9 protein-coding genes and 5 pseudogenes are annotated in these 17,033 nt (G+C 50.4%); 6 read left to right on the top strand and 8 right to left on the bottom strand.

What is annotated here, in order from left to right; genetic code table 11:
- Positions 1-69: 69 nt before the first annotated feature.
- The 4 genes from fdhD to ABDK09_01075 all read right to left on the bottom strand — a co-directional run bounded on the left by fdhD (position 70) and on the right by ABDK09_01075 (position 2,976).
- Entirely contained in the window at positions 70-915 is an 846-nt protein-coding gene (gene fdhD, locus ABDK09_01060) for a formate dehydrogenase accessory sulfurtransferase FdhD (GenBank protein XAW88049.1), read from the bottom strand.
- 13 nt (positions 916-928) lie between these two features.
- Complete coding sequence (locus ABDK09_01065) at positions 929-1,831, bottom strand: LysR family transcriptional regulator (protein ID XAW88050.1); 903 nt, start codon at positions 1,829-1,831, stop codon at positions 929-931.
- Positions 1,832-2,075: 244 nt separating this feature from the next.
- Positions 2,076-2,225 carry a bestrophin family ion channel gene (locus tag ABDK09_01070; protein XAW88051.1) on the bottom strand — a complete coding sequence of 50 codons (150 nt, stop codon included), beginning with the start codon at positions 2,223-2,225 and terminating at the stop codon, positions 2,076-2,078.
- Complete coding sequence (locus tag ABDK09_01075; protein XAW88052.1) at positions 2,191-2,976, bottom strand: bestrophin family protein; 786 nt, start codon at positions 2,974-2,976, stop codon at positions 2,191-2,193. The genes ABDK09_01070 and ABDK09_01075 overlap by 35 nt, the downstream gene beginning before the upstream one ends.
- 669 nt (positions 2,977-3,645) lie before the next feature.
- On the opposite strand from ABDK09_01075, the pseudogene ABDK09_01080 reads away from it, so the two are divergent.
- Positions 3,646-5,972, top strand: a pseudogene (locus ABDK09_01080) (FdhF/YdeP family oxidoreductase).
- A gap of 145 nt (positions 5,973-6,117) precedes the next feature.
- Here ABDK09_01080 and uxaC read toward each other — a convergent pair.
- From uxaC to ABDK09_01100, 4 genes and pseudogenes are all read right to left on the bottom strand, one after another.
- Positions 6,118-7,532, bottom strand: a pseudogene (gene uxaC, locus ABDK09_01085) (glucuronate isomerase).
- 11 nt (positions 7,533-7,543) lie between these two features.
- Positions 7,544-9,008 (bottom strand): annotated as a pseudogene (locus tag ABDK09_01090) (fructuronate reductase).
- Positions 9,009-9,067: 59 nt separating this feature from the next.
- Positions 9,068-10,370, bottom strand: a pseudogene (locus tag ABDK09_01095) (TRAP transporter large permease subunit).
- A gap of 14 nt (positions 10,371-10,384) precedes the next feature.
- Positions 10,385-10,897 carry a TRAP transporter small permease gene (locus ABDK09_01100; GenBank protein ID XAW88499.1) on the bottom strand — a complete coding sequence of 171 codons (513 nt, stop codon included), beginning with the start codon at positions 10,895-10,897 and terminating at the stop codon, positions 10,385-10,387.
- Between the two features lie 304 nt (positions 10,898-11,201).
- On the opposite strand from ABDK09_01100, the gene ABDK09_01105 reads away from it, so the two are divergent.
- The 5 genes and pseudogenes from ABDK09_01105 (at position 11,202) to ABDK09_01125 (ending at position 17,021) form a co-directional block, all read left to right on the top strand.
- Entirely contained in the window at positions 11,202-12,185 is a 984-nt protein-coding gene (locus ABDK09_01105; protein XAW88053.1) for a TRAP transporter substrate-binding protein, read from the top strand.
- A gap of 98 nt (positions 12,186-12,283) precedes the next feature.
- A complete protein-coding gene (locus tag ABDK09_01110; protein ID XAW88054.1) occupies positions 12,284-13,075 on the top strand; it encodes an FCD domain-containing protein in 792 nt (263 codons plus the stop codon).
- Between the two features lie 139 nt (positions 13,076-13,214).
- A pseudogene (gene uxuA, locus ABDK09_01115) lies at positions 13,215-14,403 on the top strand (mannonate dehydratase).
- 334 nt (positions 14,404-14,737) lie between these two features.
- Positions 14,738-15,508, top strand: a complete 771-nt coding sequence (locus tag ABDK09_01120) for a hypothetical protein (protein ID XAW88055.1) — start codon at positions 14,738-14,740, stop codon at positions 15,506-15,508.
- Positions 15,501-17,021, top strand: coding sequence for a glycoside hydrolase family 3 N-terminal domain-containing protein (locus ABDK09_01125; protein ID XAW88056.1), 1,521 nt, complete (start codon positions 15,501-15,503; stop codon positions 17,019-17,021). Before ABDK09_01120 ends, ABDK09_01125 begins: the two co-directional genes overlap by 8 nt.
- The last annotated feature ends 12 nt before the right edge of the window (positions 17,022-17,033 follow it).

Genomic DNA, 17,033 nt, shown 5'->3' on the forward strand with positions numbered 1-17,033 from the left:
AACCGACAGAATGTAAGGGCTGCTTTGTTCAGCAGCCCTGATGAAACCCGGCGAATCAGGCGCGAAAGATTAAGCGCTGCGTGGGCCGGGAGCCGGACTGTATAGGCGTGGCGCGCTGTGCTTTGGCAGATGAATCAGATTCAGATTGTGTTGACGCGCCCATTGCACGGTTAATGCGGTCGGGGCGGAGAGCGTGACCAGGGTGGCCACTTTAGCGCGCACGGTTTTATGAATCAGTTCCAAACTACAGCGACTGGTCATCACCACGAATCCTGTTTGCGAATCAATTTTCTGATGCAGCATCGCCCCAATCAGCTTATCCAATGCGTTGTGACGACCGATGTCTTCACGGCACAAGGTGATTTCACCTGAGCTGTTGGCGTATAGTGCTGCGTGCAGGGCACCGCTTTGGCTGGCGAGCACCTGAGCCGCGGCAATGCGTTGGCGTAAATTGAGAAACAGACGCGCGTCGGGTGCGGCCACCGGAGTCAGCACCTCAAGTTGCGGCAGTGCCTGCTCCAGCGCTTCAACCCCACAAATACCACAGCCACTGGTACCCGCCAGGGTACGGCGCTGAGTTTTCAGTGCCCAGAAGGCGCGGCTGCTCAGTTCCACTTCGGCATTGTGCGAGTCCTGCCCGGTGCGCAGTTGAATGTCGCGAATCTCGCTCATCGATTGCACGATGCCGCTGCTGAGGCTGAAGCCGCGGATAAAATCTTCGATATTACCGGGCGTGACCATCATCACCGCATGATTGAGGCCGTTATAGCTGATAGAAAGCGCGGTTTCACTGGCCAGTGGTTTGTAAGCGATATTCTGCTGCTGATCCATTTCGACGTAGCCGTACTCATCCGGATTCGGCGCGGCAACGTTGGTATCAGCCAATTCACTTAACTGGGTTAATGTACATGTCATGCTGACCTCCGCGTTAATCTGTTTGATGGCTGCCGGCAGCAAAAATTTCTTGTGCCTTGATAAAGCAGCGTTCTGCTACTGCTGAGCGCGGTTCGGTTTTTCGCATCAGCAACCCCATGCGGGCGTGGATACGGGCGTCCTCAATCGGAATGATGCGCAGCGCATCGTTCATGTGTTCCAAACCGCTGTTGAGCGGCATGATTGCGCAGCACAAACCTGCGTTGACCGATTGCAGCAGTTGGAAGGTGGAATCACTTTCCAGCAGGATTTGGGGCGTAATGCCTTTACTGCTGAAACTGATATCAATCGACTGCCGATAATGCATACCTTGAGTCAACAGCCCTAAAGGCATGGTATTTAACCTGGCCCAGGCCATCTCGGTTTCGTCGAAGTCAAAATAGCGCTGATCGTAGAGCAGCCCCATTTGGGTGGAAGGCAGCTCGATGACCTCAAAATGAGTGGTATCAATCTGATCCATATAACATAAGCCAAGATCGAGCTGGTTGCGGTTCAGGCCGTCGATCACTTGCTCTGAGGTCAGTGAAGAGAGCTGATAACGCAGCTCCGGATAGCTTTTGGACAGCGGCTCAAGCAATACCATCGGATTCAGGCTGGCCAGAGGAACCATCCCCAGACGCAGGCTGCCCACAACCTGGCCGCGACAGTTAGCGGCTTCAGTTTGCAGCGCATCGTGCGCCGCCAGTAAGGTATGTGCCCAGGCCAGGATTCGTTCACCGGCTTCGGTTAGCCCCTGATAGCGCTGACCACGATTGATCAAGGTCAGATCCAGCTCTTCTTCCAGCTGGCGAATGCGCATCGACAGCGTCGGCTGGGTGATGTTACACATTGCTGCGGCTTGCCCGAAGTGCTGGGTTTCATCCAGAGCAATGAGGTATTTGAGTTGCTTAATGTCCATACTACTTCCTTAAGCGGCCCTTTGTTTTAGCTGACAGGTCACTGCGGCTGCCATCGTGTCAATGGCAATTGTGGTGCAGGCCGCGCCATGTCCGGTGACCAGAAAGGTCCGCTTGTGTTGAGACTGACAGACTGAATAGATTCAGTTCGACATTATTATACGTTTTAATCTGTTGTTAGCCGGTTGTCGTCGTGCCGCTAACCTGGCTGTGCCGACGGTTATTTGATCCCCTGCAGGGCCAAATTCAGCTTAGTATATAGTCCACCGGCTTTTTCTCTGGCGGCAGCTCGGTCACGTTCAGAGTATCAAGAATATCACGTTCGATGATTCGTACCAGTGCATCGAGTGGCAGTGCATTCTCATCGCGGCCGAACGGGTCTTCCAGTTTCGTCACCAATTGCGTCCAAACCAAAGAAGGCATAGCTGACAATCGTGGTAAAAATCGGCGCAATCCAGCCCAGCGGTTCTGCCATCGCAAACGGCAGTAACATACAAAATATGTAAGTGGTGCGATGAAAAAGCAGCGTGTACGAGTAAGGAACCGGGGTGGTTTTTATTCTTTCACAGCTGGCCTGTGCTTCTGATAAACGTTGTAACTGCTCTTCAAGCAGTACGTAGCGCCATTCGCTGATATGGTTATTTTTTGCCAGCTGTGAATTGAGGCGACTGATAGTACGCAGTATCCCGTCACACACGTGATGACCATAAGCGGATTCTTCTTCACTCAGCCACTCTTTGGCCGCAAGATATTGATTCTCGCCGCGCAGTTTGGCGGCCATGGCATGAGTATAACCACATAATGACCTGAGCTGTTTTTCTCTCAGCGCCACGTCATCAATCACTTCACTGGCGCGAGCGAATGAGCGCACATCAGTGATCACCTTGCCCCACGCCTGACGTCCTTCCCACCAACGTGAATAGCAGGCATTGTTGCGAAAGCTCATAAAGATAGACAGTGAGATACCCAGCAGGGTGAATGGGGTGGCGCTGACCTGACTAAACAGTAACGGATACAAACTCTCGACCAGGACAATGATCGCAGCCAGAGCGGTAATCATGAAAGTGCGTTTCGCTATTTTTTTAGCGATAGACCCTTTTAATGAAAAAAGGATATCAAATAAATTTGGAGTAGAATGCACGACCATAGTATTTCCAAACGCATATTCAGTCAGGTGTTTATGTTCGGTGACGTATTAAATTAACCGAATAGAATTAATTATAACGAATCAATACGCCTTAATTATTTCATTTTTATCTGAAATAACCGCAACAAAATTAGTCACACGGATCTTCAATCCGGATAAAAATATGAGATGACCGCAGGTAGCCTTGTTGCTCGCCCGCGACCTGATGACAAAAAATCTTATCGAGATGGTAAAAAAATCGACAGCTTCATTGATCTGGGTCAATCATAATCCCACTATTGTGTTTGATCAAATCGGTTGTGTTTATCGATCCATAGAGCCTGCTGATAAATGCTGTTGCATCGCTGAATATAAAATAGGGCTTAAACCTTATTTAAATTGTGGGATAGATGCGTTTAAAATAACCGATAGATTTTATCTATCAAGTGTTAGATAACCTCAATTGGACGATGCAAAATTTTAGGATTACTCTCTGGCCAAATAAAAAGCTCGGCAATTTTTATTGCGAGAGTTTTAATTATAACTCAATGAACTTGTCCCTTTATTTCTGTCATCGCACCATGATGCACTGCTCTTTTATGGTTAATGATGCCTGTTTTCAGGGGAAGTTTGCCACATGCTCACAGGTAGATCGTAAGTTCATTGTTATTCCTAACGAGGAGTGTCGTCATGAACCAAAAGGAAAATATTACCGATTATAATGGCCCTGCCGCAGGATGGGGTGCATTAAAAGCGGTAACTACAAGCTGGTTTCGCAGTGAAAATGGCTTTCGTAACCTGCGAGCTCTGTTAAAAACCAACCAGAATAACGGTTTCGACTGTCCGGGATGTGCCTGGGGCGAATCACCGGAAAGCGGTATGGTCAATTTCTGTGAAAACGGCGCCAAAGCCGTTAACTGGGAAGCCACCAGCAGACTGGTTGATGCGGAGTTTTTTGCTCAGCACAGTGTGAGTGAACTGTTCAAACAGACCGACTACTGGCTCGAATATCAAGGCCGTCTTAGCCAGCCGATGCGTTATGACGCTGCCAGTGATCATTATGTCCCGGTTTCCTGGGAAGATGCCTATGCGCTGGTTGCCCAGCACTTGAAATCTCTGCAATCACCTGATGAGGCTGAGTTCTATACTTCCGGCCGTGCCAGTAATGAAGCGGCATTCCTTTACCAGCTTTTCGTGCGTGCTTTTGGCACCAACAACTTCCCTGACTGCTCAAACATGTGTCATGAAGCGAGTGGTCTGGCGATGTCTGACACCATTGGTGTAGGCAAAGGTACGGTTGTGTTTGATGATTTCGAGCACGCCGATGCGATTTTTGTTATCGGCCAGAACCCGGGTACCAACCACCCACGTATGCTGGAAACCGTTGCGTGAAGCGGTTAAACGCGGCGCTGAGGTTATCTGTCTCAACCCGCTCAAAGAGCGTGGACTTGAACGTTTCCAGAATCCGCAGAAACCAATCGAAATGCTCAGTAATGGTTCTAAACCGACCAGTAGTGCCTATTTCCGTCCGGCTCTGGGCGGTGATATGGCGGTGTTCCGTGGTATGGCGAAGTTCCTTCTGACCTGGGAGCAGGAAGCGCAGCGTAATGGTGATAAACCTGTTTTTGATCATGAGTTTATCCGTGAACATACTTCAGGGCTGGACGCATATCTACAAGCGGTGGAAGAGACTTCCTGGGATCATATCGTGCAGCAATCTGGCCTGCGTCTGGATGAGATCGAAACGCTGGCGCTGATGTTCCGTCGTGCTGAGCGCGTTGTGATGTGCTGGGCGATGGGTCTGACACAGCACCGTCATTCAGTGCCGACGATTCAGGAAGTTGTTAATCTACAGCTGTTACGTGGTAACGTCGGTAAGCCTGGCGCAGGTCTGTCTCCGGTACGCGGACACAGTAACGTGCAGGGCGACCGCACCATGGGCATTAACGAGAAGCCGCCACAGTTCCTGCTGGATGCGATCGAAAAACGTTTCCAGTTTAAGGTGCCGCGTCACCACGGCGATAACGCCGTGACGGCCATCCAGGCGATGGAAGAGAAACGTGCCAAAGTCTTTATTGGTCTGGGCGGTAACTTTGCCCAGGCGACACCGGATACACCACGTACTCACGATGCGATGCGTAATTGTGAGCTGACCGTTCATATTGCGACTAAGCTGAACCGTTCTCATCTGGTGACCGGTCGTGATGCCCTGATCCTGCCGTGTCTGGGTCGTACTGAAGTGGATATGCAGGCTAACGGCCCGCAGGGTGTGACGGTTGAAGATACCTTCAGCATGGTACACATCTCTTACGGTCAGTTAAAACCGCGCTCTGACCAAATGCGCTCTGAACCGGCGATCCTGGCTGGCATTGCTAAAGCCACGCTGGGCAATTTCCCGATTGACTGGGATTGGGCGGTTGAAGACTATGGCCGGATTCGCGATCTGATTGCTGACACTATTCCGGGCTTTACTGACTTCAACCAGAAAATTGCCAATCCGGGCGGGTTTTATCTGGGTAACACAGCGGCACGCCGCGAGTGGAATACGGCTGGTGGTAAGGCTCAGTTTCTCTGCATCGACGCTACCAGCGCAGCTGATCAATGAAACGGTCACTAGACTTGGTGATACGCCGGATCTGATCCTGCAGACCATGCGTTCCCACGACCAGTACAACACCACGCTGTATGGCCTGAATGACCGTTATCGCGGCGTGTTTGGTAAACGTGAAGTTGTGTTCGTCAGCGAAGACGACATCCTGCGCCTTGGTTTTGAACCGGGTGAAAAAGTGGATATGGTGACACTATGGGAAGACGGGATTGAACGCCGCGTCAGCGGATTCGAGCTGGTACCCTATGATATGCCAAATGGTCAGGCAGCGGCTTACTATCCGGAAACCAACCCGTTGGTTCCGCTGGAAAGCTACGGTGATCGTACTTTCACGCCGACCTCGAAGTTTGTCGCCATCAAGCTGGAAAAATCCAAACCGGATAATATTATTCCGATCACAGCGGCTTAACATGGCTCCGGCTTACTGCTGAAAAACGAAAGGGAAACACAGATGTGTTTCCCTTTTTTATCTTTCCAGCGGGCGAAACCCTGAGTGTTTCCCCGTTAACTGAACTTAACGAAACCGTACTTAACGAGACTAAGCTTAACGAAACTCAGCTGCGCAGCTCAAAATAGCGTTTAGCGTTATGGAAACAGATGTCTTCAACCATGGAACCGAGCAAGGAGAGGTCGTTTGGCACTTCGCCGTTTTCTGCCCAGCGGCCGAGTATGTCACACAGAATACGACGGAAATATTCGTGACGGGTGTAGGAGAGGAAGCTGCGTGAATCGGTCAGCATACCGACAAACTGGCTCAGCAGACCAAGTTGTGACAGTTGCTCGATTTGACGTTGCATACCGTCTTTTTGATCGTTAAACCACCAGCCGGATCCAAACTGAATCTTCCCGGCAATGCCGCCACCCTGGAAGTTGCCAATCATGGTTGCCATCATTTCGTTATCGCGCGGATTGAGGCAATACAGAATCGTACGCGGCAGCTCGTCGCTTTTATCCATCGCATCAAGCAGGTTAGCCAGTTCAAAAGCAAACGGACGGTCGCCAATCGAGTCAAAACCGGCATCAGCGCCGAGCAGACGGAACATACGGCTGTTGTTGTTACGCTGCGCGCCAATGTGCAGCTGCATAACCCAACCCAGCTGGGCATATCGCTGACCAAGCCACACCTGCACAGCGGTAGAGAAAACTGAGCGCATTCGGTTTCGCTGAGCACAGCGCCGTCTAAACGTTTAGCTAGCAGAGTATCGAGTATTTTCTCCTCCGGAATCGGCGCAAAGCGAACCACTTCAATGCCATGGTCCGCTGCGCGGCAGCCATGAGCGTCAAAGTGGGCCAGACGTTTATCCAGAGCGCTGAGTAAATCGCTGAAACGGCGAATCTCAATATCACTGACCTGGCCAAGCTGATGCAGGTAATCGGCAAATCCATCGAGTTCAATTTTAAACGCTTTATCCGGGCGCCAGCTTGGCAGGACATCGACATTAAAGCTGTCATCTTCTGCAATTGTGCGGTGATGTTGCAAAGAATCAATAGGATCATCCGTGGTTCCTGCCATGACCACGTTCATTTGTTGCATAATTCCGCGGGCAGAAAATTCTGGTGTTGCCAGTAATTCGTTGCAATGTTGCCAGATTGATTCGGCTGTTTTTGGCCCGAATAAGGTATTCGTGATACCGAATGGACGGCGCAGTTCAAGGTGAGTCCAGTGATACAGCGGGTTACCCAGGGTTTGCGGCACGGTATTGGCCCAGGCCAGGTACTTGTCATAATCACTCGCATCACCGGTGATTAGCTGCTCACTGACCCCGGCGGATCGCATGCCGCGCCACTTATAGTGATCGCCGGCCAGCCAGATCTGGGTCAGGTTTTCAAAGCGGCGGTTACCTGCCACTTCGGCCGGATTGAGGTGACAGTGATAGTCATAGATCGGCTGGTGGCTGGCGTGCTCATGGTACAGGCGGCGCGCTGTTTCGTTGGAAAGCAGGAAATCTTCGCACAGAAATGTTTTCATTTTGCTTCTCCTTACAGGGCGGCAACGGTGGCACGCGCACCGTTATTAAGCAGGGACTGGTAAGCGTTACTGACGGCTGCGATAACGGTCGGGTTTTGCCCCAGTTTCGGCCGGGAAAATGGCTTCCACTGCCAGCAGCGCCGGTACGACAGAAACGTTTTGACCATGTTGTTCGCAAATGTCACGCAGCACATCCGCCATAGGGTCGCGGACATCAATTGGATTGCCCTGTTCGTCAACGCCGGATACATAACGCATCCAGCCCGCGATTGCGGTCGCCAGCCAGGAGAAGTCACTGCCGTTGGCGAGATGGAATTTGAGGCTGCCGCCCAGGCGTTGCGGGATCTTCTGACTGCCGTCCATTGCGATTTGCCAGGTACGGTGTTTGAGGCTCGGATTGGTAAAGCGCTCAATCAGCAGTGTGGCATAGCTTTCCAGATCCGTTCCCTGAGGCATGTTCAGTGACGGTGACTGCGCTTTCATCATCATGTCAAAGGCGGCTTTGCGGTAGCCCGCGTCAGTCATGGTGTCGGAGATATGGTCATAGCCTCCGAGATAACCCAGATAGGCAAGGAAAGAGTGACTGCCATTTAACATACGCAGTTTCATCTCTTCATAAGGCACGACATCCTGAACAAATTCCGCACCGGCGACGTCCCAGTCTGGCCGGCCGGCCACAAAGTTGTCCTCAATCACCCATTGACGGAATGGCTCACAGGCGATACCGCACGGGTCATCACAACCCAGCAGGGAGGAAATTTCAGCCAGGGTATCCTCGGTAGCCGCAGGTACGATACGGTCAACCATGGTACAAGGGAAAGTCACGTTGGTTTCGAGCCAGTCGCGTAATTCAGGATCCAGTAACTGGGCAAACTCCAGAATCGCAGCTTTGGCGACATGACCATTTTCCTGTACGTTGTCGCAGGACATGACGGTAAATGGCGTTAACCCGCGTTCACGACGCAGCTTCAAAGCCTGCACGATGTAACCCAGGGCCGATTTAGGTGCTTGCGGGTTATTCAGGTCGGCCTGGACCAGAGGGTTATTTTTATCCAGTTTACCGGTGGCCGGATCGGCACAGTAGCCTTTTTCCGTGATGGTCATTGAAACAATGGCTACCTGAGGTTCGGCCATTTTCTCCAGTATGGCATCGATACCGTCTAAATCGGGATGCAGTGATTCGGTGACCGAACCGATGATTTTCACTTCGGTTTTCTCAGCGCCTTTTTCTGCTACTGAATATAGATGATCCTGACTGCGCAGTGATTGAATCAACGCTTCACCGCCAAACAGGTTAATTTCACAAATTCCCCAGTCACTGCCGGTTTTTTGCAGCATTTCATCGGTGAATAGCGCTTGGTGCGCGCGGTGAAAGGCGCCAAAGCCAAGGTGGACGATCCGGCTTTGTAACTGCTTGCGCGGGTAGGATGGCAGCGCAATATCTGAATGAAGCGGGGTGTTAGTTATGTTTTTCATGTGTTCTTCCTTGTGCCCCGTCAGTCACACCGACGGGGCTTTGTCTCGAATAGCAGAAGTTAGTAGCCCAGTACCATATTTGGCAGGAAACAGGCTCAGTTCAGGAATGAAGGTCACGGCCATCAGAGCAGCAACCAGCGCTGCATAGAAAGGCAGTAAGGGCTTAATGACTTTGTCGATGGAAATATTGGCGACAGAACAGCCGATAAACAGTGCGCTGCCGACCGGCGGAGTACAGATGCCAATCGCCAGGTTGAAGGTCATCATGATGCCGAAGTGCACCGGATCAACGCCCATATCCAGAACGATAGGCAGAAAAATCGGAGTGAAAATCAAAACGGCCGGCGTCATGTCCATGAAAATACCGACAATGAGAAGAATCAGGTTGATGATCAGCAGAATCATCAGTGGATTGTCGGAGATCGCCAGCAGAGCATCAGCAATCATGTACGGAATATCGGCATTAGCCATCGCCCAGGACATCCCCATGGAAGCGCCGACCAGCAGCAGCACAATCGATGTTGTTACCGCGGATTCCAGAATAATGGCCGGAATCTGTTTCCAGCTGACTTCACGGTAAATGATGACGGCGAGAACCAGGGTATAAACCACGGCAATCGCCGAAGCTTCCGTTGCGGTGAAAATGCCACCGATGATGCCACCCATGATCACAATCACCAGCATCAGAGACGGCGCAGCTTTCAAAAAGGTATCCCAGATAACCGCTAAAGAAGGCTTGGCTGCGACCGGATAACCGCGACGCTTAGCTATGATACCGGCGACCAGCATAATGCTCAGGCCCATCAGAATGCCTGGAATATAGCCCGCCAGGAACAGAGCGGCGATCGATGTACCACCTGAGACCAGAGAGAACACGATCAGTGTATTACTCGGCGGGATCAACAGCCCGGAAGGGCAGGAGGTGATATTCACTGCTGCGGAGAAATTCTCATCGTAGCCGTCTTTCTTTTGCAGCGGTGACATAGTGCCGCCAACCGCCGCTGCGGAGGCCACTGCCGAGCCGGAAATGGAACCAAACATCATGTTGGCCATCACGTTTACGTGCGCCAGCGAGCCGGGCAGGCTGCCACCCAGCACTTTGGCAAAGTTGATCAGGCGCAGCGCGATGCCGCCTTGGTTCATGACGTTACCGGCCAGAATGAAAAACGGGATCGCCAGCAGAGCAAAGTTATCCAGGCCAGCGGCCATGCGTTGAGCCACTACAGCTATCGCAGGCTCTAACGGCAGACTCATCAGAATAGTCGCCAATGAAGAGAGTCCGATAGCGAACGAGACCGGAACGCCCAGGGTAAGCAGTACGGCGAATGTGCCAAAAAGAGTAAGTATGACTTGCCAATCCATAGTGAAGTCCTCAGTTAATCAAGTTCAGATTTAGTGATAAGAGCTTTGCTGCATGTCAGTGTTTTCACACGCTCGTAAGCAAAGACAGCTGAATAAAAGATCATCAGCACTCCACTAATCGGCAGACAAAAATAGATGTAACCCATTTGCAGGCTCAGTGCGGGTGTGACCTGGCCGGTGGCCAGTGTCTTAGCCGCAAGTTGGATACCGCCATGGACCAGAACGATGTAAGCAAAAACGGCGATGGCTAACTGAATAAAAATTTCGTTAATCATTTTGCGTTTGCCGGTCAGTTTCATCGTTAGCAAATCAATGGCTAGATGGCGTTTTAAGCCTGTGGTGTAAGCCGCGCCGATCAAAGCGACCCACATAAACAGGTAGCGGGCAAGTTCATCCGTGACAGTACTGGGTTTACCTAATACGTAGCGTGAAATGACTTGCCAGACCACGCAGACGACCAGGAAGGCAGAAAGAGAGATAGTAAAGGCAGCTAACCCTCTGTTTATTAAACCGACCAGCTTATTCATGTTCGTTCCCTTCAAAATAGAGTGCCCCACATTTTTAATAATTGGTAAACCAAAGCGGGGTCGTAGTGACATTTGTTGATAACCAATAGCCATTGGAATCGTAGGGAAGTATAAATTTGTCGCCTGTTTTGTCACGTGAGCCGTCTCACAAATAGATTGGTTGACCAATTTTAGGGTGATAACTGTGATATTGGTCATTTTGTGATGCATTTTGGTTTGACACTTTCCTGTTTCGGCGAAAATAATGGCCAAGAACTACGAAGAACCCTACAAATTGGAATACCAATTAATGGAGATAAGGATAATGATGAAGCGCAAAACACTGCTGTGTGCCGTGATTGGTACAGTAATCAGCCTGGGAGCAACGGCTTCAGCCTATGCGACCACAACATTAAAACTAAGCCATAACCATCCACGTGATCATGCTGTTCATAAAGCAATGACTTTTATGGCAAATGAAGTTAAAGACCTGACTGATGGTGAAGTTCGCATCCGAATTTACCCGGACGCACAGCTAGGTACACAGCGTGAATCGATGGAATTGATGCAAAACGGTGCGCTGGATATGGTGAAAAGTAATGCGGCTGAACTGGAAGCTTTTTCGCCAGCTTACTCGGCATTCAACCTGCCTTACCTGTTCAACAGTAAAGAGCATTATTACAAGGTGACAGACGGGGCGTTGGGACGTGAAATTCTTGACTCCTCACGTGACAGCGGATTTATCGGAGTGACTTATTACGACGCAGGTGCACGCAGTTTTTATACCTCTAAACCTATTAATACACCTGACGATCTGAAAGGCCTGAAAGTTCGCGTACAGCCAAGCCCGACGGCTATTGCGATGGTCAAATCACTGGGCGGTAACCCGACACCATTAGCGTACGGCGAGCTGTATACCGCGTTGCAACAAGGTGTTGTGGATGCAGCAGAAAACAATATCCCTTCGTTCAGTCTGAGCCGTCACAGCGAAGTGTCGAAATATTTCAGTTTAGATGAGCACACCATGGTGCCGGACGTATTGGTTATCTCGACCAAAAGCTATGACAAGCTGACCGCTGAACAGCAGCAGGCATTGATGAAAGCGGCGCATGATTCTTCCGAATATATGAAACAACTCTGGGCTGAATCGTCGGCGAAAGAGCGGGCGAAAGCTGAATCGATGGGCGTGACGTTTGTCCAGCCGGATAAAGCTAAATTTGCCGCCGCCGTGCAGCCTATGTACACCGAGCTGGCGTCGAGCAATCCAGAGTTGAGTGAACTGGTGAAACGGATTAAAGACGTTAAATAAGCACCTTATCTCTCAAGTTTTAAATTAAGCGTGTTGCATATTTTTTGTGATAAATAGGTTGACCAATTTTTCTTGGTCATTATGATGGCGTGAATAGTATGGACATATTGAAAAATATCATCATGATGCCTTTTGAACCGAAAAGACCTTATCAAGAGATAGGGTTAGTGCTGAGAAAACAACTGATTGACGGCCAATATAAGGTCGGAGAGCGGTTGCCTCCTGAGCGTGATATCGCGGAACAGCTCGACGTCAGTCGTACGGTTGTGCGTGAAGCGATTATCATGCTTGAGCTGGAGAACTTAGTGGAAGTGAAAAAGGGCTCAGGTGTTTATGTCCTGAATATTCCTAATCAGTCCGGTTTCCGTGAACAAGTCATCAGCGATGATGCCGGTCCGTTCGAAATGCTGCAGGCTCGTCAGTTACTGGAAAGTAACATCGCCGAGTTTGCAGCAACCCAGGTCACTCCGGGGGATATTCTGAGAATGCGCGCCGCGCTCGACCTTGAGCGCCGTGAGCTGGATACAGGTGCCGCCGAAAGTGAAGGGGACGAGAAGTTTCATATGTGTATTGCCCAGGCCACACAGAATTCAGTGCTGGTTGATATGCTGAAACACTCGTGGGAACGACGCGAAAGCAGCCCGATGTGGCAGAAGTTACATGCCCGCATCAAGGGGATCGACTATCGCCTTGAATGGATGGATGACCACGCCAAAATACTCTCTGCACTACAGCGCAAAGACCCTATTGCCGCCAAAAATGCCATGTGGCAACACCTTGAAAACGTCAAACAACGCCTGCTGGAGTTGTCTGATGTCGATGATCCAAACTTTGATGGTTACTTATTCAGTTCTAATCCGGTAGTGATGCTGGGTTCGGGCAGAAAATAGCTCCAAATCATCAAAATAATGAACAGAACATCGAAATAATTACGGGCAGTTGTCTGAGCTGCCCTCTCTAAAGTCGTTATTGCATTTTTAGCCTGATATTTTCGGGCGGGCTAAGTGCGTCTTAAAAAAGGTGAGTGTTATGGAACAAACTTGGCGTTGGTACGGACCAAATGATCCTGTTTCATTGGATGATATTAAACAAGCCGGGGCAACCGGTATTGTGACTGCTTTACACCATATTCCGAATGGTGAAGTGTGGAGTACAGAAGAGATCCTGACCCGTAAAGAGTTATTGGAATCTAAAGGGTTTAACTGGTCTGTGGTTGAAAGCGTGCCGGTGCACGAAGAGATCAAAACCCGCACCGGCGACTATCAGTTGTGGATCGATAACTACAAACAGTCGCTGACCAATCTGGCTAAGTGCGGTATTGATACTGTGTGTTACAACTTTATGCCGGTACTCGACTGGACCCGCACCGATTTAGAATATCAGCTGGCGGATGGGTCCAAGGCACTGCGCTTTGACCAGATTGAATTTGCGGCTTTCGAACTGTTTATCCTCAAGCGCCCAGGCGCCGAAGCCGATTACACAGAGCAGGAAAAGGTGGAAGCGAAGCAGTGCTTTGAGAACATGTCTCAGGCACAAATTGATAAGCTGACCGCGAATATTATCGCTGGTCTGCCAGGCGCAGAAGAAGGTTACACCCTGGATGAGTTCCAGGCGCGTCTTGATACGTATCAGGGCATTGACAAAGATAAGTTACGTGAACACATGGTGCTGTTTCCTGCAGGAACTGATGCCGGTCTGTGAACAATATGGTCTGAAACTGGCGGTTCATCCGGATGATCCACCGCGTCCTATCCTGGGTTTACCGCGCATTGTGTCTACCATCGAAGACATTGAGGCGCTGACAACCGCCGTGCCGAGCAAGATGAACGGCATTACCATGTGTACCGGTTCTTATGGTGTGCGCGGTGATAATGACCTGGTGCGTATGATTGAAACTTACGGTGACCGTATCTACTTTACCCACCTGCGCTCTACGATGCGTGAGGAAAGCAATCCAAAAAGCTTCCATGAAGCGGCACATTTGGAGGGTGATGTGGATATGTATAACGTTATCAACGCGTTGCTTAAAGAAGAGCATCGTCGTGAACAAGACGGTGATGTCAGACGTATTCCGATGCGTCCGGATCATGGTCACCAGATGATCGATGATCTGAAAAAGCAGACCAATCCGGGTTATTCCTGTATTGGCCGCCTGAAAGGTCTGGCGGAAATCCGTGGTGTGGAACTGGCTCTGAAACGCGCCTTTTATACCCGTTAATCTGACCACCTTTGATTAACTCCGATTATTGTTGTGACATTGTGCGTGCTTTATGGCCGCACAATGGATGATGCATCCTATTTTTTCTCCTGTTTGCCTGGCGTAAGACTCATGCTGCCGCATTGAGGTTACGACAGGCTTTTTTATCTCATTGCTTTAAAAGATTTTTCTTCACCTCTACGCGTAAGCGATACGTTCCTTCTTCATATTTGTTTAATATTGGTTATCCAAATTAATTTATTTGGTTGATCAATTTCACGTAAGTTGTGTTAATTGGTTGATCAATTTTTGCGCTCTGTTAGTTTTATTGTGAACCCTACATAAGGACACAATAATGAAAAAGCCTTACTTTTATCTCACCCCCGTGGCACTTGCTGTCGCATTATCTGCCTGTAATTCCGAGCGTTATCAACAGCCTGTACTTGAGGCTCGCAGCGCCAGCGTGCTGACCGACGCTGGTTACCAGTTCAAAGATCTCAATAAAAATGGCCGGGTTGATGGCTATGAAGACTGGCGTAAGCCGGTCGCTGAGCGGGTGGCTGACCTGATTAGTCAGATGACGCTGGAAGAGAAAGTCGGCATGATGCTGATTGATACCATGAACGCTGCGGCGTATGGCGAGATCAACGCGACCCACGTCGATTACATTGAACAGCAGAAGATGAACCGTTTTATCTTCCGCAATGCGATATTAACGCCGCAAGAACTGGCTGAGATGGATGAGTCTCAGCGTGATCCGGACGATGCAACCATCGGCGGGCGAGCCAGTGCGCCTATTTCTCCCAATGAAGCCGCACGCTATATGAATGCTGTGCAGGAGTTGAGTGAGTCAACCCGGCTCGGGATCCCGGCGCTTTTCAAATCAAATGCACGTAATCATGCCGATCCGAATGCCAAGCCGGGCGTTAATGTGGCTGCGGGCGCATTTTCTGAATGGCCAAAAGAGGCAGGACTGGCCGCTGCCGCGCTCGGTGATGGGGACATGTCATTAATTGCCGAATTTGCCCGCATTATGAAAGCGGAGTGGAATGCGATAGGTCTGCGCGGTATGTATGGTTATATGGCCGATTTATCGACGGAAACCGCGCTGGTTCCGCGTGCATGAGACCTTCACTGAAGATGCGGACCTGGCCTCTGATATCATGACGGCACTGGTGAGTAACCTGCAAGGCAAGCAAGTTGATAACCAGAGCATCGTATTGACCATGAAGCATTTTCCCGGTGGTGGCCCGCAATTTCTCGGTTTAGACCCTCATTACCTGGCCGGCCAGCATCAAACCTACCCAAGCGGAAATTTTGACTACCACGTTAAGCCTTTTAAAGCGGCTATCGATGCCGGTGTCGCGGCCCTGATGCCGTATTATGGCGTGGTGGGCGGAGGAGAATGGAGTGTGAATGATCTTCAGTCCGGTGCGACCACAACGCCTGATGGTACTGATCTCTACGCTGGGACGGACAGCGGCAGCGGGGTCGATCAGTCACTGGCGGATATGGTGTCTGAAAGAGTTAAAGACACTGTTAGGGTGCCGAATAATGACTACAGTACAACGGTTGGCACACCTGCCGGTAATGTGGGCACGGCATTTTCTGTCGGTATACTGGATAACTTATTGCGTAAAGAGCTGGGCTTTACCGGGGTGATCAACTCGGATACCGGTGTGGTGAATGAACCCAACGTCGGTTTAACTGACTACGCGACGATCCAGAATAACCGTGCCTGGGGCTTACAGGATAAGTCGAAAAACGAGTTGTTCGAGATAGCGATTAAAGCGGGCACCGATGTTTTTTCCGGTTTCCACAATAACTCTGACATTCTGGCTGTGGTCAGAGACGGCCTAGTCTCCGAAGCCCGAATCGATGAGTCCCTGACCCGTTTGCTGACCGTGCAGTTCGAGCTGGGGTTATTTGAAAACCCGTATGTGGACGCAACTAAAGCCGACAGCATTGTCGGTAGCACCGAACATCAGGCGCAGGCCGACATCGCCCAGCGTAAATCAATTGTGTTGCTGGAAAACAAATCTTCTCTGCTTCCTCTGGCTTCCGGCAGCGATGCATCCGCGCTGAAGCTGTATACATTAGGGGTCAATGATGGTGTTGCGGCACAGTACGGATTCAGCCAGGTCACCGTTGGTGATGCCAGTGATGTGAGCGAGCGACCAAGTGCAGCAGGTCATGATAAGGCGATTATCCGCGTGCGCGTGACCAATAACAATACCGGCTTGCTGGTCTTTGGCGGTGCGCGATTTGATGAAGTGGATGTGCTGGATTTCTCTGGCATGGCGAATTCTTCAAGCTGGGAAATTACCCCGTCACTGCAAGACATTCAGGCCGTAATGAATGAAGTAGGAGCGCAGAATACCATTCTGTCGGTCTACTTCAGACAGCCATTTGTCCTGGATGAAGCCAGCGGTCTTAAAGATGCCGGAGCCATTGTAGCGACTTTTGGTTCCAGTGATGAAGCGCTGTTCGATATTCTTACCGGGCAGGTTTCACCGAGCGGGAAACTGCCTTTTGCTCTGGCGAATAGTGCTCAGGCGATCATTGACCAGGCTTCGGACGCACCGGGCTATGCAGACAGCGATACTCTGTATCCGTTTGGTTACGGTTTGAGTTACTAGATCCGGTATTAC

Source organism: Vibrio sp. CDRSL-10 TSBA, assembly GCA_039696685.1.
Classification (GTDB): domain Bacteria; phylum Pseudomonadota; class Gammaproteobacteria; order Enterobacterales; family Vibrionaceae; genus Vibrio.

Coding starts and splice junctions, on each gene's coding strand:
- ABDK09_01120 (XAW88055.1), top strand. CDS start 14,738: ATGAAAAAGCCTTACTTTTATCTCACCCCCGTGGCACTTGCTGTCGCA.
- fdhD (XAW88049.1), bottom strand. CDS start 915: ATGACATGTACATTAACCCAGTTAAGTGAATTGGCTGATACCAACGTT.
- ABDK09_01105 (XAW88053.1), top strand. CDS start 11,202: ATGATGAAGCGCAAAACACTGCTGTGTGCCGTGATTGGTACAGTAATC.
- ABDK09_01110 (XAW88054.1), top strand. CDS start 12,284: ATGGACATATTGAAAAATATCATCATGATGCCTTTTGAACCGAAAAGA.
- ABDK09_01100 (XAW88499.1), bottom strand. CDS start 10,897: ATGAATAAGCTGGTCGGTTTAATAAACAGAGGGTTAGCTGCCTTTACT.
- ABDK09_01075 (XAW88052.1), bottom strand. CDS start 2,976: ATGGTCGTGCATTCTACTCCAAATTTATTTGATATCCTTTTTTCATTA.
- ABDK09_01065 (XAW88050.1), bottom strand. CDS start 1,831: ATGGACATTAAGCAACTCAAATACCTCATTGCTCTGGATGAAACCCAG.